Source organism: Rugosimonospora acidiphila (genome assembly GCF_039543385.1).
Taxonomy (GTDB): Bacteria; Actinomycetota; Actinomycetes; order Mycobacteriales; family Micromonosporaceae; genus Rugosimonospora; species Rugosimonospora acidiphila.
This window is the reverse complement of record NZ_BAABJQ010000003.1, coordinates 162,838-180,058: the sequence shown is the minus strand read 5'-3', so window position 1 is coordinate 180,058 and position 17,221 is coordinate 162,838. Positions and strand designations below refer to the sequence as shown.

Below are 17,221 nucleotides of genomic sequence, written 5' to 3'. Positions count from 1 at the left end.
CTAGACCGCGCCGTTGATAACTCGTATACACGGTACCCGTCGTAGACGAAGACCCCGAGTTGTCTTCCTCCCCGTCTGATCTGGATGAGCCCCCGATCGGAGCTCAGCACGCATCGACAGCTCGACAAACGTCGCGCTGGCGGCCCGGATCACGCAGCTTCCGCCCGTTGTGCCACAGGAAGGCCGCGCGCAAGGCCGATCCTCCGTGAGGGCTAGACGTAGATGTCGGATCCAGCGTATACACAGTAATCACTGCATCGATTCGACCGACGTCTCCATCGAGGAGGATCATGCGTACCCCTTCCCGCAGTTCCCCACTACGCCGACTGCTCGCGCTCGGCAGCGTGGGAGTGCTCGCCGCGGTACTGGCCGTGCCCTCCGGCGCGGCCGCGGCACCGGCCGGGCCGCACGTGGTCCGGCAACACATCAAGGGCCTCGACCACCCGGTGAGCATCGACATCGACACCTGGGGCGTGCCGCACATCTTCGCCGGCAGCGTTGATGACGCGTTCTTCGCCCAGGGCTTCAACGCCGCTCGCGACCGGCTCTTCCAGATCGACCTCTGGCACCGCCGTGGACTCGGCGAACTGTCGGAGGCATTCGGCCCCAGCTACGTGGATCAGGACCGGGCTGCCCGGCTGTTCCTGTACCGCGGCGACATGAACGCCGAGTGGGCGGCCTACGGTTCGGACGCGAAGCAGATCGCCACACAGTTCACTGATGGCATCAACGCGTACATCAAGTGGCTGAAGAAGAACCCGTCCGCACTGCCACCCGAGTTCCGGATGTTCGACTACTGGCCCGACACCTGGCGCCCGGAAGACGTGGTGCGCATCCGTACCCACGCCCTGGTATCCGGGCTGTCGGAAGAGGTGGCCCGGGCCCGGCTGGTATGCGCCGGCGGCCTGGACCTCGACCCGCTGCGCACCAAGCTGCAGCCCGACCACGCCACGGAGGTGCCGCAGGGGCTCGACCCGTGCCTGCCCGATGACGTGCTGAACGTCTACAACCTCGCCACCGAATCGGTGAGCTTCACCGGCGACGCGGCCCACCCGGTAGCGCTGGTCGACTCCGGCTCCGACGCCGACGACGGCACGCCCATCGGCGGCAAAGAAGGCAGCAACAACTGGACCATCTCCGGATCGCGCACCGCCACCGGCCGGCCCATTCTCGCCAACGACCCCCACCGCACGCAGCAGGCGCCGTCACTGCGGTACATCAGCCAGATCTCCGCACCTGGCATGGACGTGATCGGTGCGGGTGAGCCTGCCCTCCCGGGCATCTCGATCGGACACAACGAGTCCATCGCGTTCGGGCTGACGGTGTTCGGCATCGATGCCCAGGACCTGTACGTCTACGACCTGGACGCGAGCAACACCAGATACCGGTACCAGGGCCGATGGGAGCGGATGCAGACCGAGCGCACGCCGATCCAGGTGCGCGACGGCAGCACCCAGGTGAAGACCTTGCAGTACACCCGGCACGGCCCGGTGATCTACATTGACGCGGCCAAGCACAAGGCGTACGCGGTGCGCAGCACCTGGTCGGAGCCCGGCACCTCGGCCTACTTCGCCAGCATCAGCTACATGCGAGCGCAGAACTGGCAACAGTTCCTCGACGCGATGGGCCGCTGGGGCGCACCTGGCGAGAACCAGGTGTACGCGGACGTGAAGGGCAACATCGGCTGGAAGCCGGGCGGTCTCGCCCCGCGCCGCAGCGGATACGACGGGCTGCTTCCCGTACCCGGCGACGGTCGGTACGAGTGGAACGGCTTCGTCCCCAGCAGCAAACTGCCACAGGTATTCAACCCGGCTCAGGGGTACTTCGCCTCGGCCAACCAGTACAACCTGCCGGCGGGGACCCCGCCCGCCAACGTGACCTCCTACGAGTGGTCCGGGCCGGACCGTTACCAACGGATCGTGAACGTGCTCGCGGCCAACTCGCGGCAGACCCTGCAGGACTCCGCACAGTTGCAGAACGACTCGACCAGTCCACGCGCGCAGGAATTGGTCGGCATGCTCAGCCGGCTACCGGCGCACGACCCCGCGGTGGCGTTCCTGCGCAACTGGAACGGCTCCGAGGCACTGGGCTCCACGCAGGCCACGTTGTACCAACGGTACTGGGAGTCGCGGATCAACACGGCAGTGCGCGACGCGCTCGTACCCCCGCAGCGCCGGTCGCTGATCAACAGCGTCGACTGGCTCGTGGTCATGGATGTCCTGCGGCATCCCACCGACTGGCTGGGCGCCCACGGCGTCGCGGCTCGTGACCAGATCCTGCTGTCGAGCCTGCAGGCGGCTTACGCCGCGGCCACCAAGGACCTGGGGCCCGACACCTCCGGCTGGGGGTACACCGGCAACGCGCGCACCATGCCACACCCGATGGCCAAGATCGACCCGTCGCTGAGTGTCGGGCCGTTCCCGATCCCAGGATCGAGCACCACGCCGATCGCCGGCGGCAATGCTTCGTACCGGCAGGTCATCGACGTCGGCAAGTGGGACCAGTCGCTGGCAATCAACACGCCGGGCCAAGCCGGGAACCCGAACAGCCCGCACTACCGTGACTTGGCATCGATGTGGTCGAAGGGTCAGTACTTCCCTCTGCTCTACAGCCGAGCTGCGGTAGAGGCGCATACCGAGACGCAGATCCAGCTGCTTCCGGGCTGATCGTCTCTGATCCGAACGGCCTGCGGGCCGGTGGCGACGGCCACCGGCCCGCACGCTGATCTACCCGAACGGCGGACCTTCCAGGTCCGTCAACATGACCGCAGCGGGCAGCCGCCTGCAAAGGGAAGACGAGCGTGTGATCGGCGCGGCCCGGATGAGCTCTTGTCAGCGCGGCCGCTTGGCCTGGACCGCCAGGCCGACCGGATACCCGGGGTCACGTCGCCGTGCCCCATAACGCCTTGGTGTAGGCCACCCGCAGGCCGCTGCGCTCCATGGCGCGGTGACTGGCTCCGCCGAACGTGGTATGCCCAACGACGAGATCGCAACCGGCTTGGCGGGCGGCGAGCATCCGGTACCGGACCAGGGCGCTCTGTACGCCCCGCCTCCGGTACTGCGGCAGGGTCGCCGCCGTGGCCAAATACCCCACGGTGTCGGCGCGGAACAGCAGTCCGACACCCGCGGTGGCACGACCCACCCGCGCCCGGAAGAAATCGACGCTCGGATGGTCGGCCAGTACCCGCATCGACTCGGCCATCGCGGCGCGATGCCTTTCCGGAAAGCCGAACCCTGCCACGTACACCTCGGCGAACTCCTCGGGATCGACTGGCGCGACATCGATCGCCGAACCCGTGCGCGTCGATTCCGGCCGGTCGATCGACGCGGTACACCCGGACGCCGGATCGAGCTCCGGGCAGTCGGCCGGCGCGAGCTCGGCGTACAAGCCGGCGTAGAAACCGGTCTGAGACAGTCCTTGGGCGACCAAGGCGGCCAGCAACTGCCGGTCGGACTGCGCCGGAGTAACGTCCACCCGCAGCGGCTTGCCGTGCCGGGCGTACCACGCGGCGAGTTCAGGCAGCTCCGCCAGCGCCCCCGCATCGAGGTTGACGACGTGGTTGAACAGCGGGTTGGGTACCGCCTCGACCAGGAACCCACAGCCGCCGCCGACCACGCGAACCTCGGCGCCGTACGGGTTACCGGGCAGCCGCGACAACGCACCGACACGTACCCGCAGATAGTCCTCGTCGACCCGCTCGACCCGAGCAGCGGCGTCCGGCGACAAGAGCACAGAGAAAGGATTCCGGCCACACCGCGCAGTGTCAATCCCAGCCGGTCAGCTCGGTGTCACGGGTACCCCGCATCGTGAGGCCGGTGCCGCCGGCGGACGCCCCGTAAGGACGGAGAAGCACTGTGATCGCGGCGACGAAGGGCGCCCGGCTCAGGACAGCAGGGCAACCTGGCGAGGAGCGGCCAGGGTGGCTCGGATCGTTCGCGGAGCTGTTCCGCCCGCAGGCCGCGGTCGGTCCGGCCCCCTCGACCGGACCCACCCGTACCTGCAAACGACCCGCTGCGGCCGTTGCGATCCGACGACTGAGGCCGTGGGCTGACCACGGACGCCGCCGCGACACCCCGCACCGGCCATCCCTGCCGCGGGGCGGGATCGTCGAGCCCCGGCGGCGTCCGTGCTCGCCGGTATCGGGAGCGGGGGCCTCCCCCCGATCACTCGAGGCCCCCGCGGTGGTAATGCCCGGTACGGCTGGATGGTCAAGCCGTCACGCCCACGCCACCGGACGTGGGGTTAAAGATCGTGCTGGCGCCGCCGCTGCGACGACGGCGCCGGTTGGCGCCGCAGCGCCGACGGGGGCGCCCGGCCAGCAAGGTGTGGTCTGGTGGGGTGACGCCGCCGGTGGCCGATGTCCACTGCTCCTCCTCGACGTGGTGTACGGCGCGGTTGCGGACAGTCGCCGGCGCGAGCCTGGGCCTCCCCCGCACCGCCGCCGTGATCGCGGTCAGGATGTTCGCCACCTATTGAGCAGCATCACGTGGCTGATCGGACGGTGATCTGGACGGTGTGGGACGGGAATGGTCAACGGTGGACACCGGCCGCGGTGGCCGATAGGGATGGGGCGGCTCTGACCGAATCCCCCGTCACTCGACGACCTGACCATCGCCAGTGACCGGATTCAATCACTGCCTGATGCCGGCCTGGCCCGTTGTGCCATGATCTGACCATGAGCGAGGAGCCCGACGAGGCCCCCTTGACGCAGCCCGGCGTCGCGACCCGGATGGATCTCGTTCATCAACTGGAGCGGTTGCGCAGGCGCGCCGCGCGCGGGCGGCACAAGACACGACTGTCCTTGGACGACATCGTCAAGGCGACCGGGATTCCCAAGAGCAGCCTTGCCAACTACCTGTCGGGCAGAACGCTCGTGCCCGCCGACCAGCTCGACGCCATCCTGCAGGCGCTCGGCGCCACCGTCCCGGAGCTGTCGTTCTGTGCGCAGCTGTGGGAACGCATCGCCGACCAGGAGCACGACGCGGCGGGCGCATCGCCGCGCCCGATCCCCCGTACCCGGCCGGCCGAGCACCCGCGCACCATCGCGTCCCGTCTGGTCGGCAGGAACGATCAGCTCACCACACTCGACACCCTGGTGACCGCGCTGGGGCGCCAGCAGGGTCAGGCCATTCTTGTCGAGGGGCCACCGGGAATCGGCAAGTCCGCGCTGATGACCGCGGTCATCGCGGCCGCGCGGGACGCTGGGTGCGCGACGCTGCGAGCCGCCTGCGAGGAACTCAGCCGCGCCTTCCCGCTGCTACCGCTGTTGGAGGCGCTGCGGCAACTGCAGCCCGACTCCCCCGACTGGGCGGTACCCGCGGGTACGCAACAGATCCTCGCCGCGCACGAGAACCCCCTCGCCGCGGCGGGTGAGCGGGTCGTCATGGCCATCGAGCGGCTCTGCACGCAGACCCCGCTGCTGCTGGTGGTCGACGATCTGCAGTGGGGCGATGACATGACCATCAGCACCCTGAGCCGGCTCGTGCGCCTGTCCCAGCGCAGACCCATCCTGGTTCTGGCCGCGGCCCGGCCGCTCCCCCGCCGCGACGACCTGGACGCCCTGCGGCGGACCATCGGCCGCGACCGGATCATGACGCTGCGACCCCTGGAGAACCGGGCCGTCACCGAGCTGCTGCGGCAGCTGACCGGCAGTCACCCCGGAGCCGCTCTGGCCACGCTCGCGGCGCGCGCCGCCGGTAACCCGTTCTACCTGGTCGAACTGGTCGGGGCCCTCGACCGGGCCCACGCGCTGACCACCCGGGCCGGCACCGTTGAGCTGACCGACCCGGCCACACCCTTGTCCCTATCCCGCGCCATCGCCGATCGGCTCGCCTACCTGACGCCACCCACCCGATCAGTCCTGCAGCACGCGGCCCTGCTCGGGCTGGAATTCCAGGCCGACGAACTGGCCACGGCCGCCGACCTCACCGTCGAGAACCTGGTATCCAGTCTCGAGGAGGCCATCGACGGCGACGTCCTGGTCGACAACGGCCGGGGCCTGGCCTTCCGGCATCCGCTCATCCGAGACGTGCTCTATGACGCCATGGCGCCGACGATACGGATGATCCGTCACCGCGCGGTCGCTCACGCGCTGCTGCGCGCCGCCGCCCCGCCCGAACGCGTCGCCCGGCAACTGCTGCCCACCGTCACCGACGCCGCAGCGGTCCCCCACCCCGATAGCTGGGTCCGGCGCTGGCTGGTCGACAGCGGCCACCGTCTGGTCGAGCGGGCACCGCGCGCCGCCGTGCCCCTACTGCGCTGGGCACTGACCGAACCCGTCAGCCACGACGAACACGGCCCACTTGCCGGTCGGCTCGCCGACGCGCTGCTGCGCACCGGGGACCCGAGCGAGGCCGCGCGCGTCGCCTCCGAGGCCCTCGCCCGCGGCGTCACCCCGGGCGAGCTGGTCGCGCTCCAGTGGACTCTGGCCGCCTCGCGATCGACCATCGGGCACGCCGATCAGGCCCTCGCCGAGGTGGAACAGACCCTGCGAGACCACGAGCTCGGCCCCAGGGAACAGGCCCGTCTGCTGGTCATGGCCGCCCGGGTGTACCGAAGCCTCGGACGCATCACGGAGGCCGGTCGCACCGCGCAAGACGCACTGGCGGCGGCCCAGGCCGCGGGCGACTCGTGGAGCATCGCCTGGGCACTGGCCGTCGTGGCGCTTGTTCGCGCGCACCTGGCCGAGCCAACCCCGGCACTGGCCCTGGTCGAACAGGCACTCACCGCGACCGCTGAGGCGGCCACCCTCAACGATCTGCGCCTGCTGCTGCACATCAACAAGGGCATGCTGTTGAACTCGCTCGACCATCACGACACCGCGATCGCGAGCATCAGGCAGGCACGCCGACTGGCGAGATCGTCGGGCAACGTTCTTCGACTCGTCCAGACCCAGGCAGCTCTCGTCGAGGTGTGCTTCGATTACGGCCGATGGGACGACGCCCTGGCCGCAGTGCGCTCACTGGACGACATCGAGGCGACCAAGGACCCGACCGCCGAGTGCATCAGCCACGCCGCGGCCGCCCTCATCGCACTGCACCGCGGCACGCCGCACGCCCACCGTCATCTTGCCCAGGCGCGCTCCTGCGCGACCCGGGTCGGTCCGCACCGGATCTTCAGCCCCTACGCGCTGGCCACCAGTCTGCAACGGGAGCAGAGCCAGGACCTGGCCGGCGCGCTGGCCGTCCTGCTCGAGGCGCTGGCCAACGGTACCGACGAACTGGACGAGGCGGTCGAACTGATGCCCGACGTCGTGCGCCTCGCGATCGCGGGCGGCGACGAGGCAACCGCCCTCGCCACCGCCGATCACGCGCGCAAGACCTTCGCCGACGCCACCTCACCACACCACCGCGCCGCGGCGCCGCACTGTCGGGGACTCTTCGCCCGCGACGCGTCATTACTGTTGCAGGCCGCCGAGTTGTACCGGGCGGCTGACCGTCCGCTACCGCGTGCCCAGGCGATGGAGGCCGCCGGCATCGTCGCCCTCGACGCCGGGAACCGGTCCGCCGCTGGCGAACACTTCGCCGTCGCGAAACGGACCTACGACGAACTTGGCTGCGCCTGGGACATCTCCCGGATCACCAGCTACCGGTGACGAGCGATCGACGAGCATCCGCGTGCCGTCCCCGACCGCCACGACGCCGCCCTGCAGAGGATCCGCCAGTCGTACCTGCCCGGCGAGGCCAACCTGGAGGGCCGCTGAGCACACACTCTCTGGCGTGGGAACTCAGCTACCATCGAATTCATGCTGCTCGCTACCGTGATCTCGTCGGGATCGGCTGCGGCTCTCGCCGCCGCCCTGGTGGCTTTCGTTCTTGTTCGGCGCCGGGCTCGGCGCAGAGACGAGTCCGCGTTGGACAGGGCAAAGCGGATGTCTCGGTTGGCGTCCGACGAGGCGCGGCGCTTCCGGGGCAAGCACCACAACACAGAGGACGCCACTTTGGACACCCCGAGCGCTTATATCACAGGCGGGGACGGCCAGTTCTGATACTCACGCCCCGCGGTGCCGCGCGGACCGACGTCCAGGGGCCAGCGACATCTGGACGGCCACCCACGGTCACGGGACATCCGCCATGCTGCCACTCGCCATCGCGGCGTTCATGGTGTGGTTGGTCATCCAGGCATGGCGGCGGCCCCGGAGCGTCCTGGCCATCCGGCGCCCGTAGCGACACGAGTACTCAGTTCGGCGAGGCAAGGTCGCCCGCGGGTCGGCCGACGCGCCGGCCGACCCGCCGTCGGATCGACTCGCCGCGGGCGGGGGCTTGCCGACCGGGCACACAGCGAGTGCGGGATTTGCTATATCTCAGGTGTGACTCAACTTGGCCCAGATCCAGTCTTCTCGCCGTCCCTCGTCGACGACATCACCGCCAGCCCGCCCGCACCGGAGGGACGACCGCGTCAGCGCGGCCTGCTGCCGCGGATCGTGGTCGCGGCGCTCGTCCTGTTGGCCGTCGCCGGCGTCGGATTCATGGGCGGTCTCCTCGTCGGCCGCCCGGCCGCGGAGACGTACACGGTCTTGGTCTATCTCAAGACCACCGCCAAGGACAATGACAAGGGCGGGGTTCGAAAGGCGCTGGAACGTCTGCACCCCGACGGCGCGATCCGGTTCGTCACCAAGCAGCAGGCGTCGGCCAAGGCGAAAAAGATGTTCAGCGACGATCCTGACGCCCTCAAATACATGACGCCGGACAACCTGCCGGAGTCGTTCGAGGCGGACCTGGTGACCCGGAGCATCAGCTGCAAGGGCATCAGCCCGATCCGGAAGATGCCGAGCGTCGACTCGCTAGTCGTCGTCCGCAAGTACCACGACGGTGTTCCTGCCGCGACGATCGGCTGTTGACGCACGCGTTGGAGCGGAGCTTTTCGTGCAGTGAGTCGTCAGCGTGGCAACTACCGTATGCCCTGGCTCTGTTGGCCCACGTCTGGTGGCCGGCCAGGTGCATGCGCTGAGAACGTGGCGTTCCCGTTCGGCCTGGCCGCCGCGCATCGCAGCTGCTGAGCCGGCTCGCCGAGCACCGCGGGCTCACCGCCCGCCAGCACGGGCAGCTGCGGAGCTGTTCAAGGTTTCCCCCGAATTCACGCCGGTGGAATCGGCCGGCGCACTCTCGGGCGCCATTCGCGATCGAGCGACGGGACGAGATCCACGGCCTCGTCGTCGCGCTCGTGACTTCCGCCCCGCGGAGTCCGCCCCGCGGAGTCCGCCTGGCGCATGACCCGCTGGCGAGGTCGGCTACCACTCCCCCGGGCCCCTGCCACGCCACGGGTCCGCGACCGCCGCAGTACGAAGTCTCATACTCCAGCCCGGAATCGTTACGTAGGTTGATCTGGATGGCTCGTGGGTTCGTAGCTGGTGGAACGGCTGTGCGGCTTGGCTAGGTCGGCATGGGTCGGCAGGTAATGGCCAGCATGGTGGGGATGGTGGCGAACCAGCGTTCGTAGTCGGTCCACTTGGGTTCGGGGTCGAGGTGTGCTGGCAGGGTCGGCGGTTCGTGTAGGCGGGTGACAGCCAGGCGGTTGGCGGCGAGTAGGTCGATGTACCAGGACAGTGGCCGGTGGTAGTGGTGATGGCCGCCGAACGAGGTGATCCATCGCTGTTCGTGGTGTAGGTATCCGGTGACCTTGCGGTACCGCTCGCCGGTGGCGGTGTCCTCTCCAGGGGTCTGGGCGAAGAAGCAGGGATGCAGGATGGAGAAGACGAAGACACCCTCGGGGGCGAGGCTGGCGCGGACGTCGGCGATCAGCGGCTGCAGTTCGGGCAGGTCCATGAGGACCATGTGGGCGACGACGCCGTGGTAGGTCTGTCGTGGTTGGGGCAGGCCGGTGGTGAGGTCGTGGGCGGCGAAGGCGACCTTGGGGTAGGTAGCGGTGGCGTGTCGCAGGAGCGCGGCGCTGCCGTCGATACCGGTCACCGTTGCTCCAGCCAGGCGTAGTTGTTCGGCCAGCCAGCCATGCCCGCAGCCCAGGTCGAGGAGGTTCTGGCCGGTGACATCTCCCAGTTCCCGCCAGAGGAATGGGCTCAGCCTCCGATAGAACGAGTCGTCCACGCCGCTGACGTGCTGGGCGTATCGGTCGGCGGCCTGATCCCATAGGTCAATATCGTGGCTGCTGGACACGTGGGACATGCTCGCACACAGCAGCTGGCTGGATGACGGCCGCCGGGCTGCCGCGGCGGAGATTTGGGCGTGGTGGCCCGCATGAGGGCAGTCGCTACGTGATGGTTAGTGACTTGTGGAGACAACTAAAGATCTTGCGGCGAGCGCTGGGGACGGCGTAGCCGCCGAGCAGTGGGCGGCCAAGTTCGACTCGGCGTGCGCCCGCATCGCAGGCCGGTTCCGTCGGGTCGAGCCTCGTCGTCAGGCCCGCGCTTACCTCCCGAGCTTGCCGTCCAATGTGGACACACTGGCGTATCGGCAGCTGGCCGAGCAGGCCGGAGACCCGACGCCGCACCGAACAACGGCTGCTCGGCGAGGCGATGTGGGACGCCGACGCCCGGCCCACTGCGCCGAGACGAGTCCGTATAGTCGCGTGGTGAACATGGATCAGGTTCGGACGGCATATACGACCGCCGCAGAGCTTTACATCGAGCTGTTCGGTACAAGCAAGCAGGTACACGCCGACGACCTCGCCTTCATCGGACGACATCTGGCGAGCCGACCTGGCACAGTGCTCGATCTGGGCTGTGGGCCTGGCCATCTCACCGATTACCTGCGCTCGCTGGGCGTCAACGCAACGGGAATCGATCTGGTCCCCGAGTTCATCGCCCACGCGCAGGCAGCTCACCCGAGCGGTAGCTACCAACTCGGGTCGTTCGAAGATCTCGCCGTTGCCCACCACTCCATCGCCGGCATCCTGGCCTGGGGCTCATTGATCCATCTACCGCCGAAAGATCTCGACGGCGTGCTCGCGGAGTTCCGGCGAGCAATGGCCCCGGCCGGAACGTTAGTGCTCGGTCTTTTCGTTGGTGACGAGGTCGCCGCCTTCGACCACAAGGTCGTGACCGCCTATCGCTGGCCCGTTGACGAATTTTCGGAGCGACTGACGCGAGCCGGCTTCACGGAAGTTGAGCGCCTGCAGCGACCCAGCGAAGGCGCCCAACGGCCACACGCCGCCATCGCGGCAGTGGCGGCCGAAGGGTGAGCTGAGTGTGGCGGGGTTTGGCGGTCGGGGCGCAACTGTTGGTTGGGCGGACGTGGGCAGAATGGGCGGATGCTTTACATCCGGTACGAGTCGGCGACCCCTAACGAGGGTGGCAGGCATGCGGGAATCTTCGGCTTGGCTAACGGGCTGGCGCGCTCCGGCGCGCTCAGCCCGACAGATTGGGCCTGGTGGCGGGAGAGTAATGATTGGCTGACCGCCGCCTACATCGACCCGGGGACAGTCGATCCATCGATCTTCGACAGAGGGGTCCATCCGCATATCTCGTGCTGGTTCAAGGAGTCGGCCACACATCTGCTTGACCGGATACCGGGGTACCTCGCCATCTTGGACCGACACGGTGTCGCGTGGGCCGAACGGAGGTCGCTCGATCCCGGCACGATCCTCTACGAGGATGCGGATCAGGTGGTCGTCGCTCCGCATGCTGTTGTTCCCGAGGGCGAGCGCTAGCGGACGTAGGTACCCCGCCTCCCCGGCGCCGCCGACCTCGGTTGGCGCTGGGCCTCGTGGTACCCGCGGCGGTCGACGCAGCACCGACCTCATCGGCGTGAACCGCCGTGTATGATCATCCGCGTAAGGTGCAGCGCCGATTGTCGGCGTGTCGGGGCTTCCGGCCAGCACGACAACCTGAGCAAGGTTGTCTGGTCTCTCAGAAGAGAGTTCCGTTGCTGTGCCCTACTTCAGTTCCAGACGCGCGTGGGTGGTCTTCGCGCTCGTCGTCGCGGCTGACGTCCTCGACCCGCTCAGTACCACCGTCACCAATGTCGCCGCGCCGGCGATCGTACGTGATCTCGGCACGGGCGAATCGCTGGCACCCTGGCTGGGTGCCGGTTACACGCTGGCCATGGGGTCGCTCGACGATGGTGTCCGGATCGAACCCGGCCCCGCGGTGCCGCTCGCGGCCGGCGTCGGCCTGCTGCTCACCGGACTTGCCGATGGGACCTGGCGGCCGCGTTCGGCCTTGTTTATCACAGCTTCGTGGCCGGGCTGCTCTTCGGTGCGCTCTTCTTCGGGACGGTCACCGGCCTGCTCTACGTCACCACGCTGCACCTGCAGCAGCGGCTCGGCCTGCCGCCGTTCGAGGCGGCGCTGATGACCGCCCCGGTGTCGGCGGGCATCGCCATCACGTCGTTTTCGGTCCGGCGGCAGGTCGTCGAAAAGGGGCCGGCGGGTGGTGACCACGGGCGTGGTCCTGCCCAGCCTCGGCGCCGAGCTCCACTGATCCGAATCCTTCGAAGGAAAGTATCGCTATGACCATCCTCGTCACGGGCGCCCGCGGCACCGTCAGCGCCGGGCTTCTGCGCCACCTCGCCGGGACCGGTGCCGACGTGCGCATCGCCTCCTCCGCTCCGCGGCCGGACCAGTCGCTGCTCGACCTGCACGACCCGGCCACGTTCAGCGCCGCCCTCGAAGGGGTGTCGCAGGTGTTCCTGTACACCAACGCGGCGACAGCGGCCGACTTCGCCTGCGCGGCCGCCGCGGCGGGGGTGCGACATGTGGTGCTGCTGTCCTCGAACGCGGTCACGACGGTCGCCGATCCGGACGTCAACCCGATGGCCGCGCCTTTCAGCGCGGCCGAAACCGCGCTGAGCGCCGGCCCGGTACCGGTGACGGTGCTGCGGCCGGGTTCGTTCGCGAGCAACGCCCGGCAGTGGGTGTACGGCATCCGTGCCGAGCGGGCAGTGGACCTGCCTTATCCGGATGCCCGCGTCGACGCCGTCGACGAGGCCGATGTCGCCGAGGTGGCGTACCGGGCACTGACCGATCCCGGGCTGTGGGGTGCCACGCTGGACCTCACCGGACCGGACGCGGTCAGCCTCGTCGAGCAGATACGCATTCTCGCCGCCGTGCTCGGCGAGGAGATCGGCGTCAACCGGGTCACCCGCGAGCAGTGGAAGCGGTCCGTGAACCGGTACATGACGAGCGAATACGCGGATGCGCTGCTGGACTATTGGCGGGCCCTTGAGATACACCCGGCCCCGGTCAGCACCGCCGTCGCGACCGTAACGGGTCGACCGGCGACCGGTTTCCGTACCTGGGTCGAACGCAACGTCGGCATGTTCCGCTAGTGACAGCCAACCCGGCTCCGCTGCAGCCAGCGGCGGAGCCGGGGTCGCCTCGCCGGGATGCCGGGGTCGGGCCCAGCAGCCGCGGCCCACGACGCGTGCCGGCGCGCCGGGCGACGGCGGCGAACGACACGGGATGCCGCTCGCGGTGCGGCCCGCGGATCGCCTCACTCACCCGGACGAGTATGGCGTCCGCCGGTCACCCGCGCTTGGGAGCGTTGGGTATGACGTACCAAAGAATGAGGTAGGCAAGGATCTGGGGGCCAGGAAGTACGCAGGACAGCACGAACAGCAGCCGCATCGTGTACGGACGCCAGCCGAAGTGTTCAGCGAGGCCGCCGCAGACGCCACCAATGACGAAATGTTCACGGGAGCGGACCAGTCTGGGCCGGGCAGGAATACCTGACGATGGCGCCTTCGGCTGTGCCACGGTAAGCCCTCTCTCTGCTCAAGGTTAGAAGATTGGATCCGGCGAATGATGACGACACTCGACCAATGTCGGCCCGGGATCAGCGGTGTGACCGGGCCGCGCGCAGCAGGTAGACGAACCCGACCACCAGGCCGACCATGATCGCGGCCACACCGGTCACGACCACCACGCCAAGGCGACCGGATGTCCGGTGATCGGCCGTCAACAGCACCAGGGCGAGGATGATGGCACCAGGCCAGATGAGCGTGCCGGCCCACTTGTGGCGAGCATTCCACCGGGGCCCATTCCACAGCAGCACCACTCCGGCGATCCATCCCAGCAGGGGAATGACGAATCCGCCGAGTAGCAGGACCAGCACCGTGGCCACGTCGTAGGCGAGTCCACCGGCGGCCGGGGCCGACGAACGGGTACCCGACTGATCGGCGGCTTCGGCGGCGATTTCCTCGGGAGCGCCCAGCTCGTCCAGGACGCGACGAACCTGTACCTCGCTGGCCGTGGCATCGACTTTCTCGGCCAGGTGCGCGCCGATGTCCTGCATCAGTTCCGCACGGGAGCCGGCGGGCAGGTCGGCACTGGCCTGTCGCAGCCGGTCCAGATAGTCGGCGATCAGCGTGTCAGGCGTGGGCATCGGCTCGCTCCTCACGATGCTCGTGACGGTCGGTGCGGACTCATGACGCTTTCTGCGTCAGCAGCTGATCCACCGCGTCGCGAAACTGTGCCCACTCGCCCCGGAAAGCCTCCAGCGAGCGACGCCCAGACGCGGTGAGTCGGTAGTACCGGCGCGGTGGCCCGGCCGGGGACTCCTGCCAGGTTGAGGCAACGAGCTTCTCCTCGCGCAGTCGCGACAACAGCGGGTAGATCGTTCCCGCCCCGGTCGCCAAGGCGCGATTTTCCGTCAATGCGCCCACTAGCTCCACCGCGTAACGCTCCCGGTCGTCCAGCAGCGCGAGCACGCAGAACGCTATGGTTCCACGTCGCAGCTCGGTCATCGGGTTCCTGGCCCGATCAGCTACCATGTCACGCATGGTACCCGGCTTGGCAAGAGACGTGCCAATCGGCATGTCGACAACCGCACGTCACATAGCTCGACCGGGTGCTTGCCGAAACCTCGTCAGCGCAGGTCACGCGACACCGTCGTATGCACGGAGAGACCTCCGCGGCGGTCACGTCCTCGGACTTCGAGACGGGCTATCGACGGGCCGCCTAATCGGCGTGATCGGCCGTTAGCCGGAGGCTGAGGTCTGCGATGATCAATGCGACGCACGCGCGGTCAGACACGCATAGAACACCCGCCGGAACCGCGACAGGTCCTGGTCGCGGTTTGGCCGGGGAGTAGGCCGACGGAGCGTTCTTGAGGTCCAACCCGCCGCAATCAGCGCTCAACCAGATCCGGACGCCCAGCTCACCGTCTGGACCAGAATGGGTCTCGGCCAATGAAGCCCAGCAGTCTGGCCTGGATATCCGCATCGCCGGGGAGACCCGGGCACCGTACTGGCCGGACGAGCGGAGGACCTGCTCCATCTGCTCCATCCCACCGAGAAGCTGGGCACAGAAGTCTGGGTCCAACCGGTCGTCCTGGCCGGTCGCCCTGGACAGATCCCAGGTATGCATGAACACGTCAGTGGTGTAGAACTGGTCGATCGCAGTCTCTAGAGGCGGGCTGCCGATGTGTGGGTTGGTGAGTTCCCGGTGCGCTGTCTCCGGGTCGTCCAGCACCGCCTGCACACCGTCGCAGTGAACCTGCCACGCGATAACAGGGTCGTCGTCCACCGACGGTCCGCGGGGCAGATCGATGCCGGCACCGGAGGCAAGAAACCCGGGGAACCACTCGGTCAGATGCCGCACGACGTCACGGGCCGCCCACTCGGCAACCGGGGATGGCCCGTCCCAGGAGCGGGCACTGCGGACCCGGTCACCGAACAGTCCGGCAACCTGCCGGTGCCGTTCCGCCGGGCGGTCAGATCACACCGCGACCTGGAGTCCAGTTACGCATCGGGGTGAACGCGGCTGTCAGCGAGCGAACTTCTCGATGGCGGCCGGGCTGACCGGGGTGAAAAAGTTGACGAGGTTTCCGTCGGGATCGCGGAACAGTAGCGACCGGTTGCCCCAGGGCATCGTGGTGGGTTCGTTGACGAAGTCGTCCACGAAGCCGGTCAGGCTCTGGTGCACGCTGTCCACGTCGTCGACGAGGAACTCGATGATCACGGAGCGGTTGCCGGCCGGGCGGGCGGCGTCGGGCGCGAACAGCGGAACGGTGCGGGTGCTGGCTATCGCGAGCGTGGCGGAGGTCGTGCTGAGTTCAGCGAAGTCCTGGTTGGACCAGTTCGCCCGCACGCCAGTCGCGCGCTCGTAGAAGTCGACAAGACGGGCGACATCGCTGGTGATGATGCGGATCGAAACAAAGTTCACGCTGATCTCCTGGTTGAGCCGGTCTGTACTCAGAGGCTAAAACGAATAGCGGACACATTCCGCCCTGTATTGAGGAGATACTTTTCAGCATGGCCCGACCTACCGCTCGCGTACTGACCCTGCTGGAGCTCCTGCAGTCGGGCGGTATCCGCACGGTGGCCGAACTCGCCGACCGGCTCGAGGTCGACGAGCGCACCGTGCGGCGGTACGTGAGCCATCTGCTCGACCTCGACGTGCCCGTCGAGTCGGTACGCGGTCGCTACGGCGGCTACCGGCTCGCGCCCGGCTACCGCATGCCTCCGCTCATGCTGAACGACGACGAGGCGCTCGCCGTGCTGCTCGGCCTGGTCTCCGGTCGCCGAGGCGGGCCGTTGACGGCCATGGGCACGGCGAGCGAGACCGCTGCGGCCAAGATTCGGCGGGTACTGCCCGAGCGCCTTGCCAGGAGACTCGACGCCGTGTTCGGATCCCTGGCCCTCACGGCTGCCCCCGACCAGCCGGCGGCACCGGAGAGCGGGGTCCTGCTCCCGATCGCCGACGCGATCCGCCACCACCGGCCGATCTCGATCAGGTACACGGCCGGAGATGGCCGGCGCAGTGCCAGGACACTTCACCCGTACGGGCTCGTCGTTCACTCCGGCCGCTGGTATGTGACCGGTTCGCAGCCCGAGATCGGCGAGGACCGGACGTTCCGCCTGGATCGCATCGCGGAGGTGAGGACCCTGGCCGGCTCGTTCGAGCCACCCGTGGGGCTGGATCCCGCACAGCGCGTCCTGTCGGGATTCGCTACGGCGTCGTACCGGCACGAAGTGACCCTACGGATCCAGGGGACGGCCGAGCAGATCCGCACCCGACTTCCCGCCAGCGTGGCGATCGTGGCACAGCAACCAGGCGCGGGCGGCGCGGATGGGTCGGCCGAACCCTGGTTGCGTGTCGAGTTGCGGGTACAACGGCTGGACTGGTTGCCCCCGGTGCTCGCGTCGCTCGACCTGCCATTCGCGATCGAGCGGCCGGACGAACTCCGCGGCCTCGTCGTCGCCCTCGCCGACCGGCTCGCCACCTCCGCCCGGCGGCCTCCGCCTGACCCATGACACCTGCCGGCGAGGTCGGCCGAGTTGGCGGCCTCCCGGGCGCGAATGTCGTTGACCTCCTCCTCACCCCT

At 68.5% G+C, this 17,221-nt stretch carries 16 protein-coding genes and 1 pseudogene; 9 read left to right on the top strand and 8 right to left on the bottom strand.

The window, feature by feature from the left end:
• Nucleotides 1-290 precede the first annotated feature (290 nt).
• A complete protein-coding gene (locus tag ABEA87_RS06060) occupies nt 291-2,666 on the top strand; it encodes a penicillin acylase family protein (protein ID WP_345626845.1) in 2,376 nt (791 codons plus the stop codon).
• 214 nt (nt 2,667-2,880) lie between these two features.
• Here the strand turns inward: ABEA87_RS06060 and ABEA87_RS06055 are convergent, their stop codons facing one another.
• Together ABEA87_RS06055 and ABEA87_RS06050 are read right to left on the bottom strand one after the other, a co-directional pair.
• On the bottom strand, nt 2,881-3,732 hold the full coding sequence (locus tag ABEA87_RS06055) for a GNAT family N-acetyltransferase (RefSeq protein WP_345626843.1): 852 nt from the start codon (nt 3,730-3,732) through the stop codon (nt 2,881-2,883).
• 476 nt (nt 3,733-4,208) lie between these two features.
• A complete protein-coding gene (locus tag ABEA87_RS06050; protein ID WP_345626841.1) occupies nt 4,209-4,469 on the bottom strand; it encodes a hypothetical protein in 261 nt (86 codons plus the stop codon).
• A 206-nt stretch (nt 4,470-4,675) separates the two neighbouring features.
• Here ABEA87_RS06050 and ABEA87_RS06045 point away from each other — a divergent pair, with 206 nt between their 5' ends.
• Both ABEA87_RS06045 and ABEA87_RS06040 read left to right on the top strand, forming a co-directional pair.
• Nucleotides 4,676-7,594 carry an AAA family ATPase gene (locus ABEA87_RS06045; protein WP_345626839.1) on the top strand — a complete coding sequence of 973 codons (2,919 nt, stop codon included), beginning with the start codon at nt 4,676-4,678 and terminating at the stop codon, nt 7,592-7,594.
• An 828-nt stretch (nt 7,595-8,422) separates the two neighbouring features.
• Nucleotides 8,423-8,839 (top strand): permease-like cell division protein FtsX, encoded by a 417-nt coding sequence (locus ABEA87_RS06040; RefSeq protein ID WP_345626837.1) that lies wholly within the window; start codon nt 8,423-8,425, stop codon nt 8,837-8,839.
• A gap of 532 nt (nt 8,840-9,371) precedes the next feature.
• Here the strand turns inward: ABEA87_RS06040 and ABEA87_RS06035 are convergent.
• Nucleotides 9,372-10,112: a class I SAM-dependent DNA methyltransferase gene (locus ABEA87_RS06035; protein WP_345626835.1), complete on the bottom strand. Its 741-nt coding sequence runs from the start codon at nt 10,110-10,112 to the stop codon at nt 9,372-9,374.
• Nucleotides 10,113-10,317: 205 nt separating this feature from the next.
• Here ABEA87_RS06035 and ABEA87_RS42565 point away from each other — a divergent pair.
• The 5 genes and pseudogenes from ABEA87_RS42565 to ABEA87_RS06015 form a co-directional block, all read left to right on the top strand.
• Nucleotides 10,318-10,486 (top strand): annotated as a pseudogene (locus ABEA87_RS42565) (IS701 family transposase); the annotation flags it as partial.
• A 41-nt stretch (nt 10,487-10,527) separates the two neighbouring features.
• Nucleotides 10,528-11,136: a class I SAM-dependent methyltransferase gene (locus ABEA87_RS06030; RefSeq protein WP_345626834.1), complete on the top strand. Its 609-nt coding sequence runs from the start codon at nt 10,528-10,530 to the stop codon at nt 11,134-11,136.
• A gap of 69 nt (nt 11,137-11,205) precedes the next feature.
• Nucleotides 11,206-11,604 (top strand): hypothetical protein, encoded by a 399-nt coding sequence (locus ABEA87_RS06025; RefSeq protein ID WP_345626832.1) that lies wholly within the window; start codon nt 11,206-11,208, stop codon nt 11,602-11,604.
• Between the two features lie 528 nt (nt 11,605-12,132).
• Entirely contained in the window at nt 12,133-12,408 is a 276-nt protein-coding gene (locus ABEA87_RS06020; RefSeq protein ID WP_345626830.1) for a hypothetical protein, read from the top strand.
• A complete protein-coding gene (locus ABEA87_RS06015; RefSeq protein WP_345626828.1) occupies nt 12,405-13,223 on the top strand; it encodes an SDR family oxidoreductase in 819 nt (272 codons plus the stop codon). The genes ABEA87_RS06020 and ABEA87_RS06015 overlap by 4 nt, the downstream gene beginning before the upstream one ends.
• A 196-nt stretch (nt 13,224-13,419) precedes the next feature.
• Here the strand turns inward: ABEA87_RS06015 and ABEA87_RS06010 are convergent, their stop codons facing one another.
• The 5 genes from ABEA87_RS06010 to ABEA87_RS05990 form a co-directional block, all read right to left on the bottom strand.
• Nucleotides 13,420-13,650: a PspC domain-containing protein gene (locus ABEA87_RS06010; RefSeq protein ID WP_345626826.1), complete on the bottom strand. Its 231-nt coding sequence runs from the start codon at nt 13,648-13,650 to the stop codon at nt 13,420-13,422.
• A gap of 79 nt (nt 13,651-13,729) precedes the next feature.
• On the bottom strand, nt 13,730-14,278 hold the full coding sequence (locus ABEA87_RS06005; protein ID WP_345626824.1) for an HAAS signaling domain-containing protein: 549 nt from the start codon (nt 14,276-14,278) through the stop codon (nt 13,730-13,732).
• Nucleotides 14,279-14,318: 40 nt separating this feature from the next.
• Nucleotides 14,319-14,666, bottom strand: coding sequence for a PadR family transcriptional regulator (locus ABEA87_RS06000; RefSeq protein WP_345626822.1), 348 nt, complete (start codon nt 14,664-14,666; stop codon nt 14,319-14,321).
• A gap of 187 nt (nt 14,667-14,853) precedes the next feature.
• Nucleotides 14,854-15,495: a DinB family protein gene (locus tag ABEA87_RS05995; protein ID WP_345626820.1), complete on the bottom strand. Its 642-nt coding sequence runs from the start codon at nt 15,493-15,495 to the stop codon at nt 14,854-14,856.
• Between the two features lie 165 nt (nt 15,496-15,660).
• On the bottom strand, nt 15,661-16,059 hold the full coding sequence (locus tag ABEA87_RS05990; RefSeq protein WP_345626818.1) for a VOC family protein: 399 nt from the start codon (nt 16,057-16,059) through the stop codon (nt 15,661-15,663).
• Between the two features lie 89 nt (nt 16,060-16,148).
• On the opposite strand from ABEA87_RS05990, the gene ABEA87_RS05985 reads away from it, so the two are divergent.
• A complete protein-coding gene (locus ABEA87_RS05985) occupies nt 16,149-17,150 on the top strand; it encodes a helix-turn-helix transcriptional regulator (RefSeq protein ID WP_345626816.1) in 1,002 nt (333 codons plus the stop codon).
• Nucleotides 17,151-17,221 lie beyond the last annotated feature (71 nt).